Origin of the sequence: Microbacterium sp. T2.11-28 (genome assembly GCF_950097975.1) — a bacterium.
Classification (GTDB): domain Bacteria; phylum Actinomycetota; class Actinomycetes; order Actinomycetales; family Microbacteriaceae; genus Microbacterium.
The window spans coordinates 46,294-71,118 of the sequence record NZ_CATNHF010000033.1 but is presented as its reverse complement, the minus strand read 5'-3'; the positions used below and the strand labels follow the sequence as shown (position 1 = coordinate 71,118).

The window sequence follows — 24,825 nt, the reverse complement described above, 5'->3', positions numbered from 1 at the left end:
GAGGAGATCCCCGCTCGGGAGGGCGTTCCCCGACCCGGCATCCCGCGCCGGTGCAGGAGAACACGCAGCGGAAGGACGATTCCCGCGCGAACGTCCTGTCCCGGTGTGTTCGCCTGCACTCGCGGGTGCTGCAGGTGCCGCGGATACCACGGGTGCCGCGGCGGCGCCGAATCGATCGGGCATTGACGCGGGGCGCCGATCCGCTTACCATCATCACCAAAGTGAACCGGTTCACTTTTGCTCGACTCCATCTCAACGGCGAGAGAGAATCATGCGACGTTCACTTCGGCCCACCCTCGCGACGGTCGCCGTCGCGACGCTCATCGTCCTCGGAGCGGCGGGGGCAGCGACCCCGGCGGCGGCCGTCGGCGGGTCCGCCCCGGCGCGCAGCGTCCCCGCCCCGGCGATCGAGACAGTCCCCGCGACCTCTTCCGGCCCGACGAAGGTCGTCGAGCGGTGGACGGTGACCGAGCTCACGCTCCGGAGCACCCGGACCTATGCGAACCCGTTCCTCGACGTCGAGGTCACGGCGACCTTCATCGGCCCCGGCGGGGCGGTCGTCACCCGGCCGGCGTTCTGGGACGGCGGGTCGACCTGGAAGGTGCGCTTCGCGCCCACAGCGGTGGGCGACTGGACATACGTGATCGAGAGCAGCGACGCCCGCAACACGGACCTGTTCTCGGCCGGAAAGATCCGGGCCGTCGCCTACGCGGGCGACCGCGAGATCTACCAGCGCGGCTTCCTCACGGCCGGGGCGCGGAGCCTCGAGTACGCCGACGGCAGCCCCTTCTTCTGGCTGGGGGACACCCACTGGTTCTTCGACCGCAAGGAGGCGTGGGGGCCGGTCGGCGGCTACGACTCGCAGTTCCGCACGATGGTCGACACGCGCCGCGATCAGAAGTTCACCGTCTATCAGAGCGTCATTTTCGGCGACGACGCGCGCTACTGGAGCGCGGGAGCCAAGGGTGCGCAGATCGACCCGCAGTACTTCCGCGAGGAACTCGACCGCAAGATGGCCTACATCGCGCAAAGCGGCCTCGTGAACGCGTTCGGCGTCGGCTTCCACGCCAACGTCGACGACTTCGAGGTAGGACTCCAGCGCCTCGCGCAGTACGTCGTCGCCCGCTATGGCGCCTATCCGATGGTGTGGATGACCTCTGGTGAGGGCGCCGGGTACGACGTCGGCACGCGGGAGGCGCGGATCGACGGGTGGCGGTCGGTCGCCCAGGCGATCCACGAGGCCGACGCGTACGACCAGCCGCAGACGGCGCACTCGCCGGCGCTCACCGAGAAGGCGACGCTCGGTCTGCCCCACTTCTACGAGGGCGAGGGCTGGTTCGACTTCGAGATGCTCCAGGGCGGCCACCGGAAGTCCGTCCCGGCGGAGGACTACGACTTCTACGCCGACCAGTACGGCATCCCGCTCCTGGAGTCCGAGGCCAACTACGAGCAGATCTACGACGGGTACGCGACCGACACGATCGTGCGCCAGACCGCGTACCGCTCGATCCAGGCCGGCGGCTTCGGGTACGGCTACGGCGCGCACGGCATCTGGAACGCCGCCCGCGACGACGCCGACACGGCCGACGACTACGGCTACGGCCACCGCAACTGGGACGACGCGCTCGGCTTCGTCGGCGCCGACCAGATGACGCACCTGATCGACTTCTACCGTTCGATCCCACTGTCGACGATGACCTACCGTCCGGGGATCGCGACGTGGTCGGGCACGTTCGACGCGGGCGTGACCGAGCCTGTCGTCCGCGCCGACGACGCGGCGAGCACCGTCACGGTGTACTTCTCCGCGGGAACGTCGTCTCGGGGACGCCTGACGGACCTCGCGGATGCGGCCTACACCGCGACATGGTTCGATCCGCGGACCGGGGTGCGCCAGGACCTCGGCGCGGTGGTTCCGGCCGCGGGCGCCTGGACCGTCCCCGAGAAGCCCTCCGAGGCGGACTGGGTGCTGCTCGTGACCCGCACCGGGGACAGCGCCGTGTCCGGCGCGCCGGCTCCGATCGCCCTCGCCGACGTCTCGGCGGGGAAGACCGTCACGCGCTTCGGCGGATCGATCCCGAAGGGGCAGACCGTCGACCTCGGTGCCCCCTACGAGCTGTCGAAGATCCGGCTCGCGTTCCCGTCCCCGCTCCTGCGCAACCAATACCTCCTCGAGGGGTCGGTCGACGGCGAGGACTGGTTCGTGCTCGCCGATCGGACGGGCGCCGCCGTGTACGGCACGCGTCAGCACGAGCGGGTCTCGGGGACGGCGCGGTTCGTCCGCCTGACCCTCAGCGGGCTCAGCCGGCTGGCAGTGCTGGCGTCGCCGAGCAGCGCGCGCAGCGTCGCCGTGACCGCTCTCGCGAAGCCGGGGGCCTACGCCACGCTCCGCTCCACGGCCTACCTCATCGACGAGTCGGAGCCGGCCATCCGGAACGTGACGGCGGGCGTCGAGCGTGGCGCGTTCCTGTCCCGCCTCAGCCCCAGCACGAACGCGATCGTGACCGTCTGGTCCGCCGACGGCGGGACCGAGGTGACCGGCGGCGCCATCGGCGAGGGGATGCGGGTCAGGGTGACGTCGCAGGATGGCGAGCGCTCGCGCACGTACGTCGTGCGGACGGTGTTCGACAAGGGCGAGAACCTCGCGCGGTCGGCGACGGCATCCGCGTCGTCCGTCGAGAGCAGCTTCTACTCGGCTGCGGCGGTGAACGACGGCAACAGCAGCACCGAGTCGTGGTCGGGATGGGCGGCGGTGGAGTTCCCGGCGTGGGTCGAGCTGGACTTCGGCACGGAGCGCACCTTCACCCGCGTGGACGTCTTCACGAAGAAGTACTACGAGCAGAAGGGCTACACGCTCCAGTACTGGGACGGCGGCGCGTGGGTCGACATCGCCACGGTGTCGGGCAACACCTTCGACCATCGTGCGCACGTGTTCGCGCCGGTGACGACCGATCGGCTCCGTGTCTGGACCACCGAGGGCAACGTCCGTCAGGACTCGGATGCCGAGAAGGTCGCGCGGATCACCGAGATCGAGGTGTACGCCTCGGACTCGACGCTCGTGGAGTCGCTCGCCGTGGTCGGCGAGGGCGGCGAGACCGTGATCAGCAGCCCGGGCGGTACCCTCGCGATGACCGCGGTGGTCCAGCCCGTCGACGCCAGCGCGAGCGCGGTCTCGTGGAGCGTGACGGACGTGTCGGGGGCGCAGACCTCGGACGCGACGATCTCGGCGAGCGGCGTTCTGACGGCTCGGGGGAACGGCACCGTGCGGGTCACCGCGACCGCCCTGGACGGGTCGACGGTGTCGGGATGGACCGATGTCGTGATCACCGGGCAGGCGGAGACGGGCGTCGAGCTCCTGTCGCTCCGCCGGCCGGTGACCGCCTCGACGGCGAACAACCCGGCATCCGGGGCGACGGACGGCGACCCCGGCACGGTGTGGGTGGCGTCCGGACCGGAGTTCCCGCAGTGGATCATCGTGGATCTGGGGCGCCCCGTCCTCCTCGCCTCGGTGGAGCAGACCTTCAACAACGCCGACGAGTGGAAGTACACGATCGACGGGTCGACGGACGGGTCGACCTGGGAGACCCTCGTGGATGAGACGGCGAACACGGCGGAGCGCACCGCGGTGTCGCACCCCGTCAGCGGCGAGGCGCGGTATGTGAGGCTCACGGTGACCGGAGCGAAGGCGGTGTGGCCGAACTGGGCCTCGAGCACGGAGTTCTCCGTCTACGGATCGGAGTTGAACGCGTTCACCTCCACGGGCTAGCGTGGGGCGGGCGGAGAGTCCGCTCAGTGTGGCGCGAAGGATGGCTCCGTGGTCGATGAGCGGGCGCAGAAGGCGACCATCCGCGATGTCGCGCGCCTGGCGAACGTGTCGCTCGGCACGATCTCCAACTACCTCAACGGCACCAAGGGCGTCTCCGCGCGCTCCGCGAGTGCGATCGACGCCGCCGTCGCCGAACTGGGCTTCATCCCCAACAGCGGTGCGCGGGTGATGCGGGGCGCCCGCAGCCACGCGATCGGCTTCATCATCCCCGACACGACCAACCCGTTCTTCATCGAGGTCGCCCGTGGGATCGAGGATGTCGCGATCGAGGCGGGCCACGTCGTCGTGACGTGCAACACGCTCGGAGATCCCGATCGCGAGGACCACTACGCCCGCAGCCTGTCCGAGATGCGGGTCCTCGGCGCCGTCGTCACCGGCATGACGGCGACCGAGTCGCATCTCCGTCTCCTGGCCTCGAGCGGTGCGGCGCTCGTCGTGCTCGGCACCCCCGACCTCAATCCCACGATGTCCACCGTGAGCGTCGACGACCGTCAGGGCGGCTACGATGCGATGTCGCACCTCGTCGGTCTCGGCCACCGACGGATCGTGCTCGTCGGCGGTCCTGCCGGCGACGTCCAGATCGCACGCCGCTTCGAGGGCGCCCGGGCGGCGTGGTCCGAGCAGACCGGCCTCGGCGTCGACGAACTCCGTCGCGTCGACGCACTCGGCAGCACGCCCGCGACGCGTATGGCCGCCGCGGATGCCCTCCTGGCCCTCGATCCGCTGCCGACCGCCATCCTGTGCGCGAACGACGTGATCGCGCTCGCCGTCTGCGCGCGACTCGCGCAGCGCGGCTTCACCGTGCCGGGGGATTTCTCGGTGGTGGGCTACGACGACATCGACGACGCGCAGCTCGCGCCGGTCCCGCTGACGACCGTGCGGCAGCCGCAGTTCGAGATGGGGCTCGCCGCAGCCCGGATCGTCTTCGCCCTGGCGGCCGGCTCGGAAGAGCTCCAGCACGTCTCGTTCGAGCCGACGCTATCGGTCCGCTCGACCACGTCGGCCCCGCGGACCCACGCCCTCGCGGTCTGACCGGAACCCCGACGTTGACATGGCGAACGCGCCGTGACTAATATCGCCAACGAAAAGTGAAACGGTTCACTTTGCCAGACCCGAACCACAGCTTGACGTCAAGGAGGACTCCGTGGAAGCAAGACGAGGACCCCGCGCAGCAGCGCTGGGCATCGCCGCATCACTGCTGCTCGCATCGGTCGTGGGGTGTTCGGCATCCGCCGACCCCGAGACGACCACCCCGTCGGAGAGCGGCACCTGGACGGCGGAGGAGGTCGCCGAGGCGACCGGCCCGTACGCGGTCGTGCCGCTGTTCGCCGTCCCCAAGGACATCGACGACCTCCAGCTCGCGTTCCTGAACCCTGGACAGAGCTACGCGTTCTTCGCGGCGTGGTCGCAGGGGATGAAGGATGCCGCGGAGTTCTACGGCGTGACCCTCAGCGAGTCCGACCTCGAGTTCAAGTACGAGGAGGCCCTCGCGGCCTACGAGCAGCAGTCGGTCAAGCAGCCGGTCGTCGTCGGCAGCGGCGGCGGCGCGATGAACGAGACCACCGTGCAGGCGGCGACCGCCAACGGGTCGAAGGTCGTGCTCATCGACGGCGGACTGGAGGGGGCGGTGGACTTCGGCGTCTCCGACGAGCAGGTGGGCATCCTGGCCGTCACCACGATCGCCGACCTCGTGAAGGAGCGGGTCGCCGGTGACTGGGCGGGCAAAGAGCTGCTCGTCGCGGGGATCACGGCGGCCAGCTGCGCGCCGTGCGACGCCCGGGTGCAGGCCTCGTTCGACGAGGCGATCGCGCAGTTCGGCATCGACGAGTCGGCGACGTTCCGCCTCGAGCCGCCCGCATCGTCCGACCCGACGACCGACGCTGCAAACATGGTCGCCGACTTCCTGACGGCGCACCCCGATGCGGCCGTCGTCGTGGTGTCCTACGGCGACGCACCCGTCGTCGGCGCGGTCAACGCCGCACGTTCCGCCGACCGCGGCGATGACGTCGTCGCGATCGCCAGCGGCGGCGACGCCACATCGCGCGCGGCCCTCCGCGACCCGGCCAACGCCGACATCCTGATCGGCTCGATCGACTACCAGCCGTACTCGGAGGGCTGGAACTGGGTCGAGGCGGCCATCGCCACCCACCTGGGCGAGTCGTTCGGCGCGTACGAGGTCACCCGCGTCCTCACAGCCGACAACGTCGACGAGTTCTACCCGGAAGACGAGTGATGACCCAGCACGCCGTCGGTGCCCCCGCGACTGATGTCGCGGGGGCACCCCCCGTCGCCCCCCGTCGGAGCGTCGGCCGCCTCATCGGCGACCTCCTCCTCGAGTACGGCATGTTCGTCGCCCTCGGCGGACTCATCGTCTTCTTCTCGCTCGCGTCGCCCTACTTCCTCACCCCGCAGAACCTCATCAACATCGGCCTCGCGGTGTCGATCTCGGGTGTCATGGCCGCCGCCATCACCGTCGGGCTCATCGCCGGACAGCTCGACCTCAGCATCGGTGCGATCCTCGGCCTGAGCGCGGTCGTCACGGCCCTGTCGGTCGAGGAGTTCGGCCTGCCGACGCCGGTCGCCGTCCTCGTCGCGATCGGCGTCGCGCTCGTCGTGGGTCTGGTCAACGGAGCGCTCGTGGTCGATCTCGGGATCAACTCGATCATCGTCACGCTCGCGATGGCGCTCACCCTGAAGGGCATCTCGGCCACCGTCACCTCCGGACAGACGGTGACGATGACCGGGGGAGGACTCCAGGCCTTCATCAACAGCCGTCCGCTCGGCATCCCCGTCCCGATCTACCTGCTGGTGATCGTCTTCGCCGTCCTCTACCTCTATCTGACACGCACGCGCGGCGGCTGGCACGTGTACGCCGTCGGCGGCAACGCGAGCGCGGCCCTCCGCGCGGGGATCAACGTGAACCTCGTCTACCGCGGCACCTTCCTGCTGACCGCGGCGGCGGCCGCCGTCGCCGGCGTCATCACTGCGGGCCGCGCGGGCGCCGGCGGACCTTTCTTCGGAACCGGGGCGGAGTTCGACGTCCTCACCGCCGTTCTGCTCGGCGGCATCGGACTCTCCGGGGGTGCGGGTCGGATCGAGCGGACGCTCGCGGGGGTCGTGCTGATCGGCGTCCTCAACAACGGCCTGACCCTCCTGTCGGTCGACAGCTACATCCAGGCCACGATCCGTGGCGCGGTGTTCGTACTCGCGGTGGTGCTCGGCGCCCTCGCCTTCAAGAGGAGGCTGCGATGACAGACCTGACCCTCACGACCCCGGCCCTGTCGGTGGTCGACGTCCGCAAGACCTTCGGGCACGTGCAGGCTCTCCGCGGCGTCTCGTTCGAGCTCATGCCCGGCGAGGTGCTGTCCGTCGTCGGCGACAACGGCGCCGGCAAATCGACCCTCATGAAGGTCCTGTCGGGCGTCTACGCGCCCGACGCCGGTGGCCGCGTCGAGGTGAAGGGCGAGGAGGTCTCGCTCAGCAGCCCGACCGTGGCGCTGAACTCCGGCATCGCCACGGTCTACCAGGACCTCTCCCTCGTCGACACGCGCGACGTCGCAGCCAACCTGTTCCTCGGCCGCGAGCTGCGCCGGGGGCCCTTCGTGGATCGCAAGCGCATGCTCGTCGAGTCGGAGCGCGTCCTGGCCGAGCTGACGATGAACCTTCCGAGCGTCCGGGTGCCGGTGAGCTATCTCTCCGGCGGCCAGCGGCAGGCGGTGGCCATCGCCCGCGTCCTGCTGCACGGACCCGACGTCGTGATCCTCGACGAGCCGACCGCCGCGCTCGGCGTACAGGAGTCCCGTCGCGTGCTGGATGTGGTCCAGCGGCTGAAGGATGCCGGCACGTCGGTCATCATCGTCAGCCACAACCTCCAGCAGGTGTGGGACATCACCGATCGCTTCCTGGCTATGCGGCTCGGATCCATCGCCGGCATCCGCGACAAGGCTCTGACGACCGTGGACGGGATCGTGCGCCTCATCGTGTATGGCGACGAGAGCCCGGCATCCGTCTGATGTCGTCCGCGCACCCTCCGTCCCACCCCGCCCCGACCGCTTTGGAGCCTTACGTGACCCGTCCGACCGTCCTCGCCTACTACTTCCCGAGCTGGCACCAGGATGCCCGCAACGCCGAATGGTTCGGCGCCGACTGGAACGAATGGCAGCTCCTCGCCGACGCGCGGCCCCGCTTCGACGGTCACCGTCAGCCGCGCGTGCCCGCGGGTGGACCGCTCGACGAGTCGGAGCCCGCTGTGTTCGACCGGCAGATCGATCTGGCCACCCGCTACGGCGTCGACGGCTTCGTCTTCGACTTCTACTGGTACGACGACGGGCCCTACCTCGACCGCGCGCTCGACGAGGGGTTCCTCCGCGCGAGCCGCCGAGACGACGTCGTGTTCTCGCTCATGTGGGCAAACCACAACCTGACGAATATCTTCCCCTCGGTCGACCGCGACCCGCAGAAGCCGATCCTCAAGCGCGGCGGCATCGACAAGGCGGCGTTCGATCGCATGGTCGATCACGTCGTCGAGACGTACTTCCCCCTGCCGGGCTACCTCAAGATCGACGGGAAGCCCTGGTTCTCGGTCTACGAGATCGGTTCGCTCGTGGAGGGCCTCGGCGGGGTCGCCGAGGCGAAGGCGGCGCTGGAGTCCTTCGACGCCCGCGCCCGCGCGGCCGGGTTCCCCGGGGTGCATCTCGACGCGATCGTCTGGGGCTTCGAGTTCCTGCCGGGCGGTGTCACCGTCGAGGATCCGGCCGCCCTGGTCGCCGACCTGGGGTTCGCCTCGGCCGGCTCGTACGTCTGGATCCACCACGTCGCGCCCGGCGGGCTGCCCTTCCCGACCTCGTCGTGGAGCGCGGTCGAAGAGGCGGCGTTCGCGGACTACGAGCGGTACGCGGCATCCCTTCCCCTCCCGTTCAGCCCGAATGTCACGGTCGGCTGGGACTCGTCGCCGCGCACGAACCAGGACGCGGAGTTCGTCGAGGGCCCCTACCCCTGGATCCCCGTGTACGACCCGTCGCCGGAGGAGTTCGAGCGGGGGCTGCGGCGTGCGGCGGCGTTCCTCGAGGATCGTCCGCGCGAGAACCCGTTCCTCACGATCAACGCCTGGAACGAGTGGACGGAGGGGTCCTACCTCCTCCCCGACACCGTGAACGGCACCGCGTTCCTCGAGGCGGTCGAGCGCGTGTTCGGCCGGAACCCCGCTCGTCCTGGGCCGCACCGCGCGGCCGACGCGGTCACGGCGTAGCCCGCGCGACACCTGCGCAGCGGAGAACACAAGCCGCCGCCGGGCCGCGGTGCGCGGGTCCGTTAGGGTGCAGATGTGACGGACGGGAGCGCGGAGTGATCGGCGGCCGCCGTTTCGCGCTCGCCCGGGCACGGGCCGCGCTTCCCGCGCTGGTGACCCTCCTGATCGTCACCGGGGTCGCCGCGGGACTGATCGTCGGCATGGCGGTCGCCCTCCGCGCCGTCGAGGCGCAGGACGTGCGCGCCGCCCTCGGGGCGGCGGACGGGCTGCGCGGGCAGGCCGTGGTGAGCGTCGCCGACGGGGGCGACGACGGGCTCGCGGATGCCGTCCGGCAGACCCTTGCGGCGCACGGCGCGCCGGCGGTCACCGTCACCGAGTCCGAGGGCGTCGTCACGATCACCCCGGATCCCGCACGGGTGACCGGCGACGACGTCGTCTCGCTGATCGGCGCGCTCCGCGAGCTGCCGTCCGAAGCGCGCGAGGCGGTCGGTGCCCGCGTGCAGGTGGCCGGCGGCCTCCCTGCGACGCTGGGCTCGATCGCCGACGGCCTGCAGGCCCGGCGCGGACCGACCGCCGTTGCGATCGGGTTCCTCGGCCTGCTCACCGTCGTGGTCGTCGGCGCGGTCGCCCTCGAACCCGTGCGTGCCCGGTCGGGCGAGTCGCTGCTGCTGCGTGCCCGCGGCGCACGCGCCCGTAGCCTGGCCGCGCTGAGCGGCGCCGAGACGGCCGCCGTCTCCTCCGCGGGATCGCTCGCCGGAGCCGGCGTCGTCCTCGCCGTCGCCCACCTCGCAGGGCTCCCGCATCCGGGCCTCCTCTTCGCCGCCGTCGGCGCCGCGGGCGTCGCACTGGCCGCCACGCTCGTCGCCGTCGTCGTGACGGCGCGCACAGCCGACCGCCGCCCCGGACGCGCGCAGCTGGCCGCCGCGGCGGCCGTGGCGGTGGTCCTGGCGGTGGTCACCGGCCTGGCGGCCTGGCAGTTCGCGCAGTCGGGGTCGCCCGTCGTCGCCCGCGGCGACGGCACCGCGATCCTGGACCCCCTCGTCGCGATCGCGCCGGCGCTCGTGCTGGCCCTGGCCGCCCTGCTCGCCGTGCTCGTGGCGACCCCGGTGGCGCGCGGGATCGCCGCAGCGCTCGCCGCCACCCGTGGCGTGCAGCCGATCACGCCGCTGCGCCTGGCCTCACGACGTCCCGGCCGCCATGCGCTGCCCATCACGGTCGTCGCCTTCGCCGTCGGCACCGCGACCGTCGCCGGCGCCTACCTCGGCACCACCCGTGCGCTCGGCGACGCGCCCGAGGCGCTGCGCGTCGGCGCCGATGTGCGGGTGACGACGATCCCCGAGACCCTGTCTGCCGCCGACATCGCCGTCACCGCGACGGAGGCCGGTGCCCGCGCCACCGCCGCGGCACGCGGATTCACGGCCATCGGCCCGGGCGCGCGCATCCCGGTGGTCGCCATCGACGGCGGTGCGGTCGGCGACGTCCTGCTCAACGGCGGCGGGACGATCGACCCCGCCGCCATCGGCGAGGCCATCCGGCTCCCGGACGCCGGCATCCCGCTCGCCGGCGACGACCTCGAGCTGGTCGTGACGGCGCCCCCGCCGCCGCCGATCGGAGTGGACGGCGAGCAGTTCCAGCCGGAGCCGCTGCTGGTCAACGTCCAGCTGACCTTCCGCTCCGACGCGGGGACGACCTTCACGTACGGTTTCGTCAACGGCGACGCGGGCTCTGGCGGTGAGGGTGGGGAGGAGTTCGTGCCGCCGGTGACCGACCCCCGCATCCGCGAACGCATCCCGCTCCCCGGCGAGCAGACCTGGTCGCTCCTGGCGATCGAGGTCTGGCCCGCGTGGTGGGGCGCGGAGGGCACGGTCGTGCTCTCGGACGTCGTGAGCGGCGGCGAACCCCTCGACCTCTCGACGATGTCGCCCGCGCCCGGCACCGCCGGAAGCGTCGAGATCGCCGGCGGCATCGTGTTCGCGCCGGCCTTCGACAGCACCGGGGACGGTCTGGTGACGAGCGTCATCGCGCCCGGCGTCCCCGCCGCGGCGCCGATCGTGATCACCTCGGCGCTGGCCGACGACCTGAGCCTCGCCCCCGGCGACACCATCGCGCTGGAGTTCGACGGGCCCGACTTCGAGGCGGACGTCGTGGTGGCGGGGGTCGTGCCGGTGCTTCCCGGCACGCCCGCGGGGCAGGGCCTCCTCGCCGACCTCGGGACGCTGCGGCTCCTCGCGGCCACCCCCATCGTCCCCAACCAGCTCTGGGCGCGGGCCGACGCGCCGGATGCCGTCGCCGGGGCGATCGCCGACGCGAACCCCGGCGCCACCGTGCTCGTCGCCGACCCGCGGCAGGGCGAGGCGGCGGCCGCGACGGCCTGGGGCTTCGGCCTCGCCGCCGCGGGGGGACTGGTGCTCGCCGTCGTGGTGCTCGCCCTGCGCAGAACGCGCTCCCGTGCCGACACCCGGGAGCTCGCCCTGCTCGCGGTGATGGGTCTCGGCCGCCGCCGCGCCGCCGCCACCCGGACGGCGGAGGACCTCTTCGCGCTCGCGCTGGGCGTGCTCGGCGGCGTGGCCGCGGGCATCGCGACGGCCTGGCTCGTGGTGCCGACGCTGGTGCGCGCCGCCTACGGCACGGTGCCGGACGCCTACCCCGTCCCGCTCGTGTGGCCGGCGGCGGAGCTCGCCGTCGCGGTGGGCGCGATCGCGCTCGTGTGCGCCGCGGTGAGCGCCTCGGTCCGCGTCCCGCGCACGCTCGCCCCCGCCCTGCGGGAGGACGAATGAGCGGCCGATCGATGAGGAGCACGCGATGACACGCTCGGCGGGGCTGTTCGCCCTCACCCGCCGCCGCTTCGCGACCCCGCGCAGCGCGGCGGTCGTGATCGTCGCGCTCACGGTGCTCGCCGCTTTCGTGATCGCCGCCGCGCCCCGCGCGCTCGTGGGCGTGGTGCGCGCGGAGGTCTCGCACCAGATCGGCGGGGTGGCCGCGACCTCGCGCGACCTGACGGGATCGACCATCAACGTCCCCGCGTTCGGGCCGGCGCCCGACGCCGCGCTCACCGAGGGATGGGACCCGGGCGCTCCCGAGCTCTTCGGCGCGCTCGCCGGGCACCTCGAGACGGCGCGGCGCGACTTCGACCCCGTGCTGACGGAGCTGACCGCGCCGGCCGAGTTCGCCGAGTACCTGATGGCCGGCGCCGCCGCCGACCCGTCCGGGCTGTCGGCCGACCTGCCGCTCCCGTTCGTCCAGCTCATCTCGGAACCCGCCGCGGGCGCCCACCTGCGCGTCGTCGACGGGGAGTGGCCGGGCGACTGGTCGGGATCGGGCGGCATCCCGATCCTCCTGACGGCCGCGGCGGCCGAGACGATGGGGTGGCCGGTCGGCGAGGTCCGCGCGCCCTTCGTCCTGTCGGGGATCGCGGAGGCGATCGATCCGGACGCGGACCGGTGGCTGCATCTGATCACCGGACTCACGGCGTCCGTCTACGACGACGGCAACCGGCGTCCGACGGCCACGAGCGCGGCGTGGGTGACGCCGGCGACCTGGGTGACCATCGTCCAGAGCGAGCGGTTCGGACGCACCCAGCTGAGCCTCTGGTATCCCGTCGACGCCGACAGCGCCCGCGGGGTGGACCCGTCGGACCTGCTGTCGGCGGTGCGCGGCGCCACCACGGCGTCCCTGCCTCTCGACGACGACGGTCAGCTGCGCACGCGGCTGTCCACCGACCTCGTCGCGGTGCTCTCGACGGCGCTCGCGCGCGCGGGATCGGCCAGCGCGATCCTCGCGGTCGCGGCGGTCGGCCCGCTCGCCGTCAGCGTCGCGCTCATCGTGCTCGCGGCCGCCCTGATCGTCCGGCGTCGGCGTGCCGACCTGGCGCTGCTGTCGGCCCGGGGAGCGCCGCTCGCGCGGCTGCGCCGCCTGCTGTTCGGGGAGGGCCTCCTGCTGGGGGCGCCGGCCGCGATCGCGGGGGCCGCCGCCGGGGTGCTCCTCACCCCGTACGACGCCGGACCGCTGCCGACCCTCGTCGCCGGCATCGTCGGGCTCGCGCCGGGCGTCGCTCTGGCCGCGACGCTGCGCCCGGGCCTGCTCGCCCGGGGCCGCTCCGACCTCGACGCGCCCGCGCGCGGCCGGTGGACGCGGGTGGCCGAGCTCCTGGTGGTGATCGTCGCCGCCGCGGCGGTCGTCCAGCTGCTCGTGCGCGGCATCGGCGAGGACACCACGACGATCGATCCGCTCGTGATCGCCGCACCGCTGCTGGCCACCGTCGCCCTGGCGCTCATCGTGGTGCGCCTGCACCCCGTGCCGCTGGCCGCGGCGCTCGCCGCCTCGCGACGGGGGCGGGGCGTCGTCGGCCTCGTGGGCGCGGCCCGGAACCTCCGCGATCCGTCCGCCGGGACGACGGCCGTGCTGGCGATGGTGGTCGCCGTCGCGATCGCCGTGTTCTCCTCGGTCGTCCTGGCCACCGTCGACCGCGGTGCGGTGGTCGCCGCGCAGCGCGACGTCGGCGCCGACGTGCGGCTGGCGGGGCCGTACTTCGACCAGGGGACGATCGAACGGCTCCGCGCGGTGGACGGGGTGACCGATGCGAGCGGCCTGCTCCGTGGCGACTTCCTCACCGTGGCGGGACCGGACGGGCGCGACAGCGTGCTCGCCTTCGTCACCGACACCGCGCGCACCGCCGGCATCCAGGAGGGTTTCGTCGGCGCGTTCCCCGCGTCGGTGACCCCCGGGGCGGACCCGCTGGACGTCCTCGTCGCCTCGACCATCGCCGGCGAGGTGGGGACGACGGACGTGACCGTGCAGGATCGGCCGGCACGTGTGGCGGGAACGCTGCCGATGCTCCTGGGCGTCGCGGGCACCAGCGACTTCGTCGTCCTCGACGTCGACGACTACACCGCCCTCACGGGCTTCGGATTCCACCCGCGCATCGTGCTCGTCGACCTCGACGACGGCGCCGACCCCCGGGCGGTCGCCACCGCGCTGAGTGAGGCGGTGGGCCAGACCCACACGGTGCGCATCCTCGCCGACTCGACGGCGGAGATCCAGGCCTCGCCCGCCGTCACGGCGCTGCGCGTCGTCCTCTTCGGTGCGCTCGGTGTCGCGGCGCTGCTGTCGGTCATCGCGCTCCTGCTCGTGGCCGGCGTCTCGCGCGACGCGCGTTCGCGGGTCATCGCGCTCCTTCGGACGATGGGCCTCGACCGCGCGCGCGGTCGCGGCATCGTCGCCTGGGAGTTCGCGCCGCTCGGTATCACCGCCCTCGTCGGCGGCATCGTGCTCGGCGCGGTGCTGCCGCTCCTGGTCGTCGCGTCGATCGACCTGCGACCCTTCACCGGCGGCGGCGCCCAGCCGTCGCTGACCGTCGACCCCGTGCTGAGCGGGGCCCTCATCGCCGTCGTGGTCGTCGCGCTGGCGCTCGCGGTGATCGCGGGCGTGCTCAGCGCGCGGACGACTTCGATCGCGACCGTGCTCCGAACGGAGGAGGACTGATGACCGATCCCGACATCGTCTGCGAAGGCCTGGTGCGCATCTTCGCCGTCGCCGACATCGAGGTGCAGGCCCTGCAGGGCCTCGACCTCACGGTCGAGCGGGGCGGGCTGGTGGCGCTGGTGGGCGCCTCGGGCTCGGGAAAGTCGACGCTCCTGTCGATCCTGTCGGCGCTCGACACCCCCACGGCCGGCAAGGCGACCGTCGCCGGGCGGGACCTGACGGCGCTGACGCCGCGGCAGCGCGTCGACTACCGGCGCGAGGTCGTCGGGTTCGTGTGGCAGCAGACGGCCCGCAACCTCCTGCCGTACCTGTCCGCCGAGGAGAACGTGCAACTCGCCCGCGCGATCGGCGGAGACCGCTCGAACCCCGCCCGCGCCGCAGAGCTCCTCGAGCTCACCGGGGTCGCCGATGTGGCCGCCCGACGCCCCGCGGAACTGTCGGGCGGCCAGCAGCAGCGCGTCGCGATCGCCGTCGCCCTCGCCAACGACCCGCGGGTCCTGCTGGCCGACGAGCCCACGGGAGACCTCGACGAGCACGCGACCGCGGACGTGCTGTCGACCTTCGAGACCGTCAACCGCGAGCTCGGCACGACGGCGCTCATCGTCACCCACGACCCGGCGGTCTCGGAGCATGTGCGCCGCACGGTGCAGATCCGCGACGGCCGCACCGCGACCGAGGTGCTGCGCTCGACCCACACCGACGACGAGGGCCGAGAGCACACGATCGCGCAGGAGTTCGTCGTGCTCGACAAGGTCGGCCGGATGCAGCTGCCGACCGACTACATGACCCAGCTCGATCTGCGCGACCGCGTGCGGCTCGAGCTCAACCCCGACCACGTCGGCGTGTGGTCGGGCGACTCCCGCCCGGGATCGGCCGCCCGGGTCCCGGAGAATGTCGAGGGGTCGGAGCCTGCCGCCCCGGAACCCGACCGTGTCGAGGGGTCGGAGCCGCAGACCCGGCGGAGTCTGCGCCGACGGACGGAGGAGCATCCCGATGAGTGACATCCTGCTCGAGGCGCACGACCTCTCCGTGGTCCACGCGACACCCGCCGGCGACGTGCGCGCGCTCGCCGACGCCTCGCTGACCCTGTCGCCCGGCGAGTTCGTGGTGCTGGTGGGGCCGTCGGGGGCCGGCAAGACGACGCTGCTGCACGTGCTCGGCGGCATCCAGCCGGCGACGACCGGCACCGTGCGGATCGGCGATGTCGAGGTGACCTCGGCGCCCGAGAGCGCCGTCGACCGGGTGCGCCGCGACGACCTCGGCTACGTCTTCCAGTCGTTCGGGCTGATCAGCGCCCTCTCCGCCGAGGAGAACGTCGAACTCCCGCTGCGCATCCGCGGCGTGGACGCCGGCGAGCGCGCGGCGCGCGTCGGGCATCTGCTGGAGCGTGTCGGTCTCGCCGCGCACGCGAAGCAGCGTCCGGGGGAGCTGTCGGGCGGTCAGCAGCAGCGCGTGGGAATCGCGCGCGCCCTGGCCGGCTCGCCGCGCATCCTGCTCGCCGACGAGCCGACGGGGCAGCTGGACTCGCACACCGCGGCGCAGATGATCGACCTCATCTCCTCGATCGCCCACGACGACGGGCTGGCGGTGCTGCTGTCGACCCACGACCCGTCGGTCCTGGCGCGCGCCGATCGGGTGCTGGAGATCCACGACGGGGTGCTGCGCCCCGCCTGACCGCCGCCGGTGGGGTGGGGCGTTTCGTCTCGCTGCGCTCGCTCAACGACCGGGTGGGTGGCGGGGTGGGGCGTTTCGTCTCGCTGCGCTCGCTCAACGACCGGGGGAGTGCCGGTCGCCGACAGCGGCGTCAGGCGCGGGTGCTCACCCAGCCGAGAGCCGGCGCGACGTCCCGGGCGAAGGACTCGACGATGTGCAGGTTGAACTCGACGCCCAGCTGCGAGGGGATCGTCAGCATGAGGGTGTCGGCCGACATCACCGCCGCATCCTGCTTCAGCTGCTCGACGAGGATGTCCGGCGCGGCGGCGTACGTCTTGCCGAACGTCGACCGGAACCCGTCGATGTAGCCGATGCCGTCGCTCTCCGAGGAGTGGCCGAAGTACAGCTCGTCCTGCGCCGTGGTGATGGGGAAGATGGAGCGGCTCACCGAAGTGCGCGGCGTGCCGGGGTGCCCGGCCTCCTTCCACGCGGCGCGGAACAGGTCGAGCTGCTCGGCCTGGAGAAGGTCGAACGGGCGCCCGTCGGCCTCGGTGACGAGGGTCGACGACATGAGGTTCACGCCGATGCGGCCCGCCCACTCGGCGGTCTCGCGGGTGCCGGCGCCCCACCAGATGCGGGAGCGCAGCCCCTCGGAGTGCGGTTCGATGCGCTGGCGTCCGGTGCCGCCGCCGAACGGGCTGTTCGCATCGCGCTCGGCGAGCGGCTCGCCGTCGATCGCGCGCAGGAACAAGTCGAACTTCTCACGCGCCATGTCGGCGCCCCGCGGGTCTTCCGACCCGGTGTAGCCGAACGCCTCGTAGCCGCGGACGACCGTCTCGGGTGAGCCGCGGCTGATGCCGAGCGCAAGGCGCCCGTCGGAGATCAGGTCGACCGCGGCGGCCTCCTCGGCCAGGTAGAGCGGGTTCTCGTAGCGCATGTCGATCACACCGGTGCCCATCTCGATGCGCTCGGTGGTCGCGGCGATGGCGGCCAGGAGCGGCATGGGCGAGGCCTGCTGCCGGGCGAAGTGGTGCACGCGGAAGGAGATGCCGTTGACGCCGAGGTCGTCCATGCCCTGCGCGAGGTCGATCGCCTGCTTCATCGAGTCGCCGGCGGTGAGTTCGCGCCCGCCGCCGAGCGGACCGTAGTGGCCGAAGGAGAGTGTTCCGAAGCTGCGCATGACGTCGGCAACGATACGCCGACGGGGTCTATTCCGGCGAATGCATCGAGTGCCGCCGTGCGGAGCCGGCGTCGCCGGATGACGGCGGGGGCGGAATAGCGGAGCGGCTCCGCGTATTGTCCCGAGCATGACTCGCATCGGAAACAGTGACCTGGACGTCTTCCCCCTCGCCCTCGGCGGCAACGTGTTCGGATGGACCGCGGATCGCGACACCTCGTTCGCGGTGCTCGACGCCTTCCGCGCGGGTGGCGGCGACTTCGTCGACACGGCCGACTCGTACAGCGCGTGGGTCGACGGCCACCGCGGCGGCGAGAGCGAGACGATCATCGGGGAGTGGCTGGCCGCGCGCGGCCTGCGCGCGGGCGAGGACGTCACCGTCGCCACGAAGGTGAGCCAGCACCCGGACTTCCGCGGACTGTCGGCGGCGAACGTCCGCGCGGCCGCGGAGGCGTCGCTCGGTCGCCTCGGCGTCGACACCATCGACCTGTACTGGGCGCACTTCGACGACGCCGACACGCCCCTGGAGGAGACCGTCGCCGCCTTCGGGCAGCTCGTGACCGACGGACTCGTGCGCTACACCGCGGTCTCGAACTACTCGGCCGACCGCATCCGCGAATGGGTGCGCATCGCCCGCGAGCTGGGGGTCGCCGAGCCGGTCGCCGTCCAGCCCCACTACAACCTGGTCCACCGCGAGATCGAGAGCGACATCGTCCCGGCGGCGCAGGAGCTCGGCCTCAGCCTCATCCCGTACTTCGCGCTCGCCAAGGGCTTCCTCACCGGCAAGTACCGGTCGACCGACGCCGAGGGAGCCACCTCGCCGCGCGCCGGCGCCGCCGCTGCCTACGCGACGCCGCAGGGACTGCAGATCATCGAGGTCCTCGAGCGGATCGGCCGGGCCCACGACGTCTCCATCGCCGCGACCGCCCTCGCGTGGCTGCGCGCCAAGCCCGCCGTCGCCGCGCCGATCGCCTCGGCGTCGAAGGTCGAGCAGGTGGCGGACCTGCTCGACGGTGCACGGATCGACCTCACGGCCGAAGAGGTCGCCGACCTCGACGCCGTGTCGGAGTGGACGCCCGTCGACCAGTGAGGCGCGAGATCGTCACACGGCGCTGAGGCGTGCGCGTCGTCGGCCATGATGGGGGCATGGCCGACGACTACACCCACGGGCACCACGAGAGCGTGCTGCGCGTACATCGCCAGCGCACCGCGGGCAACTCCGCCGCCTACCTCCTGCCGGAGCTTCGGCCGGGGATGACGGTGCTCGACGTGGGCGCCGGGCCCGGCACGATCAGCACCGATCTGGCGGCGATCGTCGCGCCCGGTCGGGTGCGCGCCATCGACGCGTCGGCCGACGTCGTCGCCCACGCCGAGGCCGATCGCGTGGCCCTCGGCATCGAGAACCTGTCCTACGCCGTCGACGACGCGTACGCCCTGTCGTCGGAGGACGGCGCGTGGGACGTCGTGCACGCGCATCAGGTGCTGCAGCACCTCACGCGCCCCGTCGACGCGCTGCGGGAGTTCCGCCGGGTCGTGGCGCCCGGGGGCGTCGTGGCGGTGCGCGACGTGGACTACGAGGGCACGATCTGGTGGCCGCGGGTGCCGGGCCTGGACGAGTGGCGCGAGGTGTACCTCGCCGCGCACCGCGGCACGAGCGGCGACCCGGCGGCGGGACGCCAGCTGAAGGCGTGGGCCCGCGCGGCGGGCTTCGCCGAGGTGCGCTCGTCCGCGTCGATCTGGCTCTTCGAATCCGCAGAGGCGCGCGCGTGGTGGGGCGGGGCGTGGGCCGACCGGGCGCTCCACTCGTCCTTCGCCGACAACGTGCTGCGGCTGGGCATCGCCGACCGGGCGGCACTGGAGCGCATCAGCGAGGCCTGGCGGGAGTGGGCGGCGAGCGAGGACGGCTGGCTGCTCATGCCGCACGGCGAGGTGCTCGCCCGCGGCTGAGCGCTCAGTCCCGCGCGGGTCTCAGACCCGTCTCGATGACGATGCGGCCATCGGTGATGACGCCCGGTCCGTCCCCGGGGATGGGCGCGGGGGCGGGGATGATCTTCTCCGCATCCCACACGGCGTGCGCCTCGGCCGCAGACGGCCGCCACACCTCGTCGAACCCGAGCGTGCCTCCCATGCACCCCAGGTTACGTCCACCCCGGATCACGTGCACCCGGGTCATGTCCGCCCGGGATCGCGTGCACCCGGTTGCGTCGCCCGCCCTGCCGCCGGGTACGCTCGCGATCGTGACCTCACCGGACAGCTCGACGATCCTCCCCGACGGCGCCGTCCTCCGCGCGGCGCGGCCGGGCGACGAGGACGGCATCCTCGCCCTCATCCACGCCCTGGCGGTGTACGAGCGCGAGCCGGATGCCGTCGAGAACACCGCGGAGGCGCTCGCCGCGAGCCTGTTCGGCGCCGAGCCGCGCGTCTTCGCGCACGTCGTCGAGCGTCAGGGCGAGATCGTGGGGATCGCGATCTGGTTCGTGACGTACTCGACGTGGACCGGTCGTCACGGGATCTGGCTCGAGGACCTCTACGTCGACGAGGCCCGGCGCGGCAGCGGCTACGGGAAGGCGCTCATGCGGGCGCTCGCCGCCGTCTGCGTCGCCCGCGACTACAGCCGCTTCGAGTGGACGGTGCTCGACTGGAACGCGCCGTCGATCGCGTTCTACCGCTCGATCGGAGCGGAGCCGCAGGACGAGTGGACGACGCAGCGGCTGAGCGGCGCGGCACTGGCGGAGCTCGCCCGCGGCTGAGCAGCGGCCACTGCCGGCCGTTCCCGGGGCTGACGGCGCGGCGCCCGTCTGCCTACGATGGCGGGGAGCGATCGGAGGCCGCGGATGGTCCAGGTGCGCGTGGCGGGGGTGGCCCTCGACGGAGCGGGACAGCACGTCATCCTGCTGACGCCGCAGGACGACGCCGACGGCGACGGCCGGGTCCTGCCGATCTGGATCGGCGCGCAGGAGGCGACCTCCATCCTCATCGCGGTGGAGGGGGCCCAGGCGCCCCGCCCGCTCGCCCACGATCTCATGCGCTCGCTGCTGGACGCCGCCGACGCGGCCGTCGAACGGGTGGACATCACCCGCATCGAGGAGGGCACGTTCTACGCCGAGGTGACTCTGCGCGCCCCCTCGGGGGTGCACGTCGTCGACGCGCGGCCCTCCGATGCGGTGGCGCTCGCGTCGCGGACCGGCGCGCCGGTGTTCGTCGCGGACGACGTGCTCGAGGAGGCGGGGGTGCCCGGCACGATCGTCGAGGGCAGCGAGGAGCAGGAGGTCGAGGAGTTCCAGCGCTTCCTCGACGACGTCGACCCCGACGACTTCCGCGGCTGACGTCCGGCCTTCCGCCGCGGATCTCCGGCGTCGCGGACGCCGCGATGTCGGACCGGCGGCGTAGTTTGTGCTCATGGTGGACCGCGACGTGACGGACTGGCTGCTGGATTCCGACCCCACGCTGCGCTGGCAGGTGCAGCGCGACCTGCTCGGCGAGCCCGAGGAGGTGTGGCAGCAGACCCGTGCCCGCATCGCGGTCGAGGGCGACGGTGCCGCCCTGCTGTCGCATCAGGACGCCGACGGCCAGTGGGCCGGCGGCGCGTTCTTCCCGGCGGAGATGACCGAGCAGCCTCCACAGGACGAGCAGCCCTACACCGCCACCACCTGGACCCTGACGAGCCTGCGCGAATGGGGGCTCGACCCGGCGGTGCTCGCCGGCACGGGCGAGAAGCTCCGCCGCAACAGCCGCTGGGAGTACGACGACCTCCCTTACTGGGACGGCGAGGTCGACGTGTGCATCAACGCGATGACGCTCGCCAACGGCGCCTGGCTCGGCGAGGACATGTCGCAGCTCGCGGCGTGGTTCCCGGCGCACATCGTCTCGGACGGGGGCTGGGACTGCGAGTGGGTCGAGGGGTCGGTCCATTCGTCGTTCCACTCGACCATCAACGCCGTGCGCGGCCTCCTCGCCTACGAGAAGCTCACCGGCGACACGAGCGTCCGAGAGGCCCGGCACAGCGGCGAGGAGTACCTGCTCACCCGGCGGCTCCGGTACCGGCTGTCCACGGGCGAGCGGGTCGGTCCGTGGGCCGACCTCATCGTCCATCCCTACCGGGCGCCGTTCACCCTGCTCAAGGCCGTCGACCACGTCACCGAGGCCGCGCTGCACGACGGCACGCCGCCCGACCCGCGCGCGAGCGAGGCCGTCGAGCGGCTGCGGGCCGCGCGGGGCGAGGACGGCCGGTGGCTGCAGGGCTGGCTGTTCGGCGGCGAGACCTGGATCACGCACGACGTGCCGCCGGGGGAGCCGTCGAAGTGGGTGACCTTCCTCGCGCAGCGGGCGCTCGACCGGTGGGATGCCGCGTCGGCCGCCGGCGCGTGAGCCGCCCCCGCGCCTGCCCGCCGTAACACGGCGACACCGCGAGTAGGTGCCGCGCGCCTCCCCGTCGCAAGATGGCAGTCGGCGAGGAAGGGACGGCCATGGCAGGCAAGGGATTCACGACGCGGCAGGTGCACGAGCGCGGCCGTGTCGGCGGATCGTCCCCGCGCGCGACGCCGATCTACCTGACCGCCGGATTCAGCTTCGACGAGTACGGCGACGCGGCCGCCCACTTCGGGTCGGGCGAGGGCTACGCCTACACCCGGATCGGCAACCCCACCGTCGAGGCGGTCGAGGGTGCACTGGCCGCGCTGGAGGGCGGCTCGCAGGCGCTGCTGCTGGCCAGCGGCCAGGCGGCGACCTCCGTGGCACTGCTGAGCCTCGCCGCCGCCGGCGACCACATCGTCGTCTCGAACCACATCTACGAGGGCTCCCGCGGGCTCATCCTCGACAACCTCTCCCGGTTCGGGATCGACGCCGACTTCGTGGACGACATCGGCGACCCCGCGGCCTGGGAGGCGGCGATCCGTCCGACCACGAAGGCCCTGTTCGCCGAGTCGATCTCCAACGCCGCCAACCGCATCCTCGACATCGCCGCCGTCTCGGCGGTCGCCCGATCCCACGGCATCCCCCTCGTCGTCGACAACACGTTCGCGACGCCCTATCTGCTGCGCCCCATCGAGCACGGCGCCGATGTCGTCGTCCACTCCGCGAGCAAGTTCCTCTCCGGGCAGGGTGCCGTCATCGGCGGTGCGATCATCGACAGCGGCCGGTTCGATCCCGCGGTCTCGGGTGAGAAGTTCCCGCACCTGGTCGCCCCCGGCCGGAACGGAGCGCCGAGCATCGCCGACCGCGTCGGCGGCGACGCCCGGATCGCGTATGCGCGGGAGAGCGTGAGTCCGCGACTGGGCCCCACCCCGTCGCCCCTCAACGCCTTCCTCATCGGCCAGGGGATCGAGACCCTCAGCCTGCGGGTGGAGCGGCAGTCCGCCAACGCGCTCGCCGTGGCACGCTGGCTCGCCGCGCACCCCGCCGTCGCCTCGGTCGACTACGCGGGCCTGCCCGGGCATCCCGACCACGCCCTCGCGGCCGAGCTGCTGCCGGACGGCTTCGGCTCGGTGTTCACCTTCACCGTCGCGGGCGGCGCCGGCGACGCCCGCCGCCTCGTCGAGTCCCTCGACGTGTTCACGCACATGACGCACCTCGGCGACGTGCGCTCGCTCGTGCTGCACCCGGCGTCGACGAGCCACGTGCAGCTGACCGAGCAGGAGCGCCGGGCCCTGGGCGTGCATCCCGGGACCCTGCGGGTGTCCATCGGCATCGAGGACGTCGACGACCTCCTCGAGGACCTCGACCGGGCACTGGCCGCCGGGGCGGCGCCGGTGATCCCGGCTTCGGTGGCGTGGCAGGTGCCGGCGTGAGCGTCCCCCAGCACTTCGGCTGGTTCCTGGCGCGGGGCTTCGGGCCGCACGGGTGGGGCCACCCCTACCTCGACTGGGACTGGCGCTGGACCTCGCCCGAGCTCTACCAGCAGTCGGCGCGGGAGCTGGAGCAGGCGGGGTTCGACTTCGTCCTCATCGAGGACGCGCCGTCGCTCGGCTCACCCGCGACGATCGACACGCGCGTGCGGCACGCCTTCGGCGGGCCCAAGCTCGACCCGCTGCTGCTCGCGCCCTACCTGTTCCAGGCGACGACCCACCTGGGGGTCATCCCGACCGTCAACCCCGCCGCCACCCTGCCGTACACGGCCGCCCGTCAGTTCTCGACCCTGCAGCACCTGAGCGGCCACCGGCTCGGGCTGAACGTCGTCACCGACACGGGAAGCGCCCGCCACTTCAGCGACGCTCCGCAGCTCGGGCACGACGCCGCGTACGACCGCGCCGAGGAGTGGCTCGCCGGCATCCGTGCGCTGTGGCGCAGCTGGGGAGACGGCGCGCTCGTGGCCGATCCCGTCTCGGGCGTCTACGCCGACGGGACCAAGCTGGATGCCGTCCGCCACCGCGGCGAGTACTTCGCCTTCGACGGGCCGCTCAACGCCGTGCCCTTCGAGCACGGCGAGCCGGTGATCGCCTCCCCGGGCGGTTCCGGGCGCGGACTCGCGTTCGCCGGGGCGAACTCCGACATCCAGCTGGCGCTCGCGCCGCTCACCGAGAAGAGCGTGCGGGAGTACCGCGCGCGCATCCACGCCGCCGCCGTCGAGCGCGGGCGGCGCCCCGAGGACATCACCATCATGTTCGCGATCCAGCCGACCATCGTGTCGAGCGCGGAAGAGGCCGACCGCCTGGTCGCCGCCGCCGCGAACCCCGACGACCGGGCGCTGACCCTCATCGCGCAGCGCCAGTCGAGCGACCTCGAGACCGATCTCACCGGGCTCGACCTCGACGCTCCGCTCGATCCGTCGATCTTCGGCGAGCATGTGTCGCAGGGCAGCATCCGGCGCCTCACCGGCGACCGCGATGTCGCGACGACCCCGCTCCGTGCGCACCTGGCATCGCTGGCGCGGCTGGGCCGGATCTCGGATCGCTCGGGATTCGTCGGCACCGCGGAGGAGTTCGCCGAACTCGTCGAGGAGCTCGGCGAGTGGGGCAACGACGGCGTCCTGCTGTGGGGCGACCTGCACCCGGTGACGATCCACCGCACGCTCGACGAGCTCGTGCCGGTGCTGCGCCGCCGCGGCATCCTCCGCCGCGATCACGTCGAGGGCGGCCTTCACGCGACGCTGCGCGCGTTCTGACCCGCCCGCGGTCGTTGCGCGACGAGACGTCTCGCCGCGTCCGGTCCGGGAGCGGGTGCGTTTCGTCTCGTCGCTGCGCTCCTCGCTCAACGACCGGGTGCGTCCGCGGGTCCGTTCCGGCCCGGTCCTGGGTTCGCAAATCCGGAGCATTCGCGGCCAGCGGGCTGTGAGAGGCCGGTCGACCGCGGTTGGGGGGCGATCTTCCGGAGTTGTGGACGGGTGCGTTTCGTCTCGTCGCTGCGCTCCTCGCTCAACGACCGGGCGCCCTCCCCGGGTCCCTCCCGGCCTGGTCCTGGGTTCGCAACTCCGGAACATTCCCGCCCAGCGGGCTGTTACGCGCCTGT

At 72.7% G+C, this 24,825-nt stretch carries 19 protein-coding genes; 17 read left to right on the top strand and 2 right to left on the bottom strand.

Going from position 1 to position 24,825, the window contains the following annotated elements; translation table 11 throughout:
* Positions 1-271: 271 nt before the first annotated feature.
* The 10 genes from QQZ13_RS16260 (at position 272) to QQZ13_RS16215 (ending at position 16,226) form a co-directional block, all read left to right on the top strand.
* On the top strand, positions 272-3,763 hold the full coding sequence (locus tag QQZ13_RS16260; protein ID WP_284530650.1) for a DUF4038 domain-containing protein: 3,492 nt from the start codon (positions 272-274) through the stop codon (positions 3,761-3,763).
* Positions 3,764-3,811: 48 nt separating this feature from the next.
* Positions 3,812-4,855 (top strand): LacI family DNA-binding transcriptional regulator, encoded by a 1,044-nt coding sequence (locus tag QQZ13_RS16255; protein ID WP_284530649.1) that lies wholly within the window; start codon positions 3,812-3,814, stop codon positions 4,853-4,855.
* A gap of 112 nt (positions 4,856-4,967) precedes the next feature.
* Entirely contained in the window at positions 4,968-6,056 is a 1,089-nt protein-coding gene (locus tag QQZ13_RS16250) for a substrate-binding domain-containing protein (protein ID WP_284530648.1), read from the top strand.
* Complete coding sequence (locus tag QQZ13_RS16245) at positions 6,056-7,075, top strand: ABC transporter permease (protein WP_284530647.1); 1,020 nt, start codon at positions 6,056-6,058, stop codon at positions 7,073-7,075. Before QQZ13_RS16250 ends, QQZ13_RS16245 begins: the two co-directional genes overlap by 1 nt.
* A complete protein-coding gene (locus tag QQZ13_RS16240; protein WP_284530645.1) occupies positions 7,072-7,836 on the top strand; it encodes an ATP-binding cassette domain-containing protein in 765 nt (254 codons plus the stop codon). The genes QQZ13_RS16245 and QQZ13_RS16240 overlap by 4 nt, the downstream gene beginning before the upstream one ends.
* A gap of 53 nt (positions 7,837-7,889) precedes the next feature.
* The gene (locus QQZ13_RS16235; RefSeq protein ID WP_284530643.1) at positions 7,890-9,071 is read left to right on the top strand and encodes a glycoside hydrolase family 99-like domain-containing protein; all 1,182 of its coding nucleotides are present in this window, start codon (positions 7,890-7,892) and stop codon (positions 9,069-9,071) included.
* A gap of 95 nt (positions 9,072-9,166) precedes the next feature.
* Positions 9,167-11,848: a hypothetical protein gene (locus tag QQZ13_RS16230; protein ID WP_284530641.1), complete on the top strand. Its 2,682-nt coding sequence runs from the start codon at positions 9,167-9,169 to the stop codon at positions 11,846-11,848.
* Positions 11,849-11,873: 25 nt separating this feature from the next.
* Complete coding sequence (locus tag QQZ13_RS16225) at positions 11,874-14,552, top strand: FtsX-like permease family protein (RefSeq protein ID WP_284530640.1); 2,679 nt, start codon at positions 11,874-11,876, stop codon at positions 14,550-14,552.
* Positions 14,552-15,553 (top strand): ABC transporter ATP-binding protein, encoded by a 1,002-nt coding sequence (locus QQZ13_RS16220; protein ID WP_284530637.1) that lies wholly within the window; start codon positions 14,552-14,554, stop codon positions 15,551-15,553. Before QQZ13_RS16225 ends, QQZ13_RS16220 begins: the two co-directional genes overlap by 1 nt.
* Positions 15,546-16,226 (top strand): ABC transporter ATP-binding protein, encoded by a 681-nt coding sequence (locus QQZ13_RS16215; protein WP_284530634.1) that lies wholly within the window; start codon positions 15,546-15,548, stop codon positions 16,224-16,226. Before QQZ13_RS16220 ends, QQZ13_RS16215 begins: the two co-directional genes overlap by 8 nt.
* A gap of 130 nt (positions 16,227-16,356) precedes the next feature.
* Here the strand turns inward: QQZ13_RS16215 and QQZ13_RS16210 are convergent, their stop codons facing one another.
* Positions 16,357-17,385 carry an LLM class flavin-dependent oxidoreductase gene (locus QQZ13_RS16210; RefSeq protein WP_284530633.1) on the bottom strand — a complete coding sequence of 343 codons (1,029 nt, stop codon included), beginning with the start codon at positions 17,383-17,385 and terminating at the stop codon, positions 16,357-16,359.
* Positions 17,386-17,512: 127 nt separating this feature from the next.
* On the opposite strand from QQZ13_RS16210, the gene QQZ13_RS16205 reads away from it, so the two are divergent.
* Both QQZ13_RS16205 and QQZ13_RS16200 read left to right on the top strand, forming a co-directional pair.
* Positions 17,513-18,472, top strand: a complete 960-nt coding sequence (locus QQZ13_RS16205) for an aldo/keto reductase (RefSeq protein WP_284530631.1) — start codon at positions 17,513-17,515, stop codon at positions 18,470-18,472.
* A 56-nt stretch (positions 18,473-18,528) separates the two neighbouring features.
* Positions 18,529-19,329 (top strand): bifunctional 2-polyprenyl-6-hydroxyphenol methylase/3-demethylubiquinol 3-O-methyltransferase UbiG, encoded by an 801-nt coding sequence (locus QQZ13_RS16200; protein ID WP_284530629.1) that lies wholly within the window; start codon positions 18,529-18,531, stop codon positions 19,327-19,329.
* Positions 19,330-19,333: 4 nt separating this feature from the next.
* On the opposite strand, the gene QQZ13_RS16195 is transcribed toward QQZ13_RS16200, so the two are convergent.
* Positions 19,334-19,510, bottom strand: coding sequence for a hypothetical protein (locus QQZ13_RS16195; RefSeq protein ID WP_284530627.1), 177 nt, complete (start codon positions 19,508-19,510; stop codon positions 19,334-19,336).
* A 109-nt stretch (positions 19,511-19,619) separates the two neighbouring features.
* Here QQZ13_RS16195 and QQZ13_RS16190 point away from each other — a divergent pair, with 109 nt between their 5' ends.
* The 5 genes from QQZ13_RS16190 (at position 19,620) to QQZ13_RS16170 (ending at position 24,481) form a co-directional block, all read left to right on the top strand.
* Positions 19,620-20,132 (top strand): GNAT family N-acetyltransferase, encoded by a 513-nt coding sequence (locus tag QQZ13_RS16190; protein ID WP_284530626.1) that lies wholly within the window; start codon positions 19,620-19,622, stop codon positions 20,130-20,132.
* A gap of 84 nt (positions 20,133-20,216) precedes the next feature.
* Entirely contained in the window at positions 20,217-20,708 is a 492-nt protein-coding gene (locus QQZ13_RS16185) for a bifunctional nuclease family protein (RefSeq protein ID WP_284530625.1), read from the top strand.
* Between the two features lie 73 nt (positions 20,709-20,781).
* Positions 20,782-21,750: a squalene cyclase gene (locus QQZ13_RS16180; protein ID WP_284530624.1), complete on the top strand. Its 969-nt coding sequence runs from the start codon at positions 20,782-20,784 to the stop codon at positions 21,748-21,750.
* A 98-nt stretch (positions 21,751-21,848) separates the two neighbouring features.
* The gene (locus QQZ13_RS16175) at positions 21,849-23,168 is read left to right on the top strand and encodes an O-acetylhomoserine aminocarboxypropyltransferase/cysteine synthase family protein (RefSeq protein WP_284530623.1); all 1,320 of its coding nucleotides are present in this window, start codon (positions 21,849-21,851) and stop codon (positions 23,166-23,168) included.
* Entirely contained in the window at positions 23,165-24,481 is a 1,317-nt protein-coding gene (locus QQZ13_RS16170) for an LLM class flavin-dependent oxidoreductase (RefSeq protein WP_284530622.1), read from the top strand. Before QQZ13_RS16175 ends, QQZ13_RS16170 begins: the two co-directional genes overlap by 4 nt.
* The last annotated feature ends 344 nt before the right edge of the window (positions 24,482-24,825 follow it).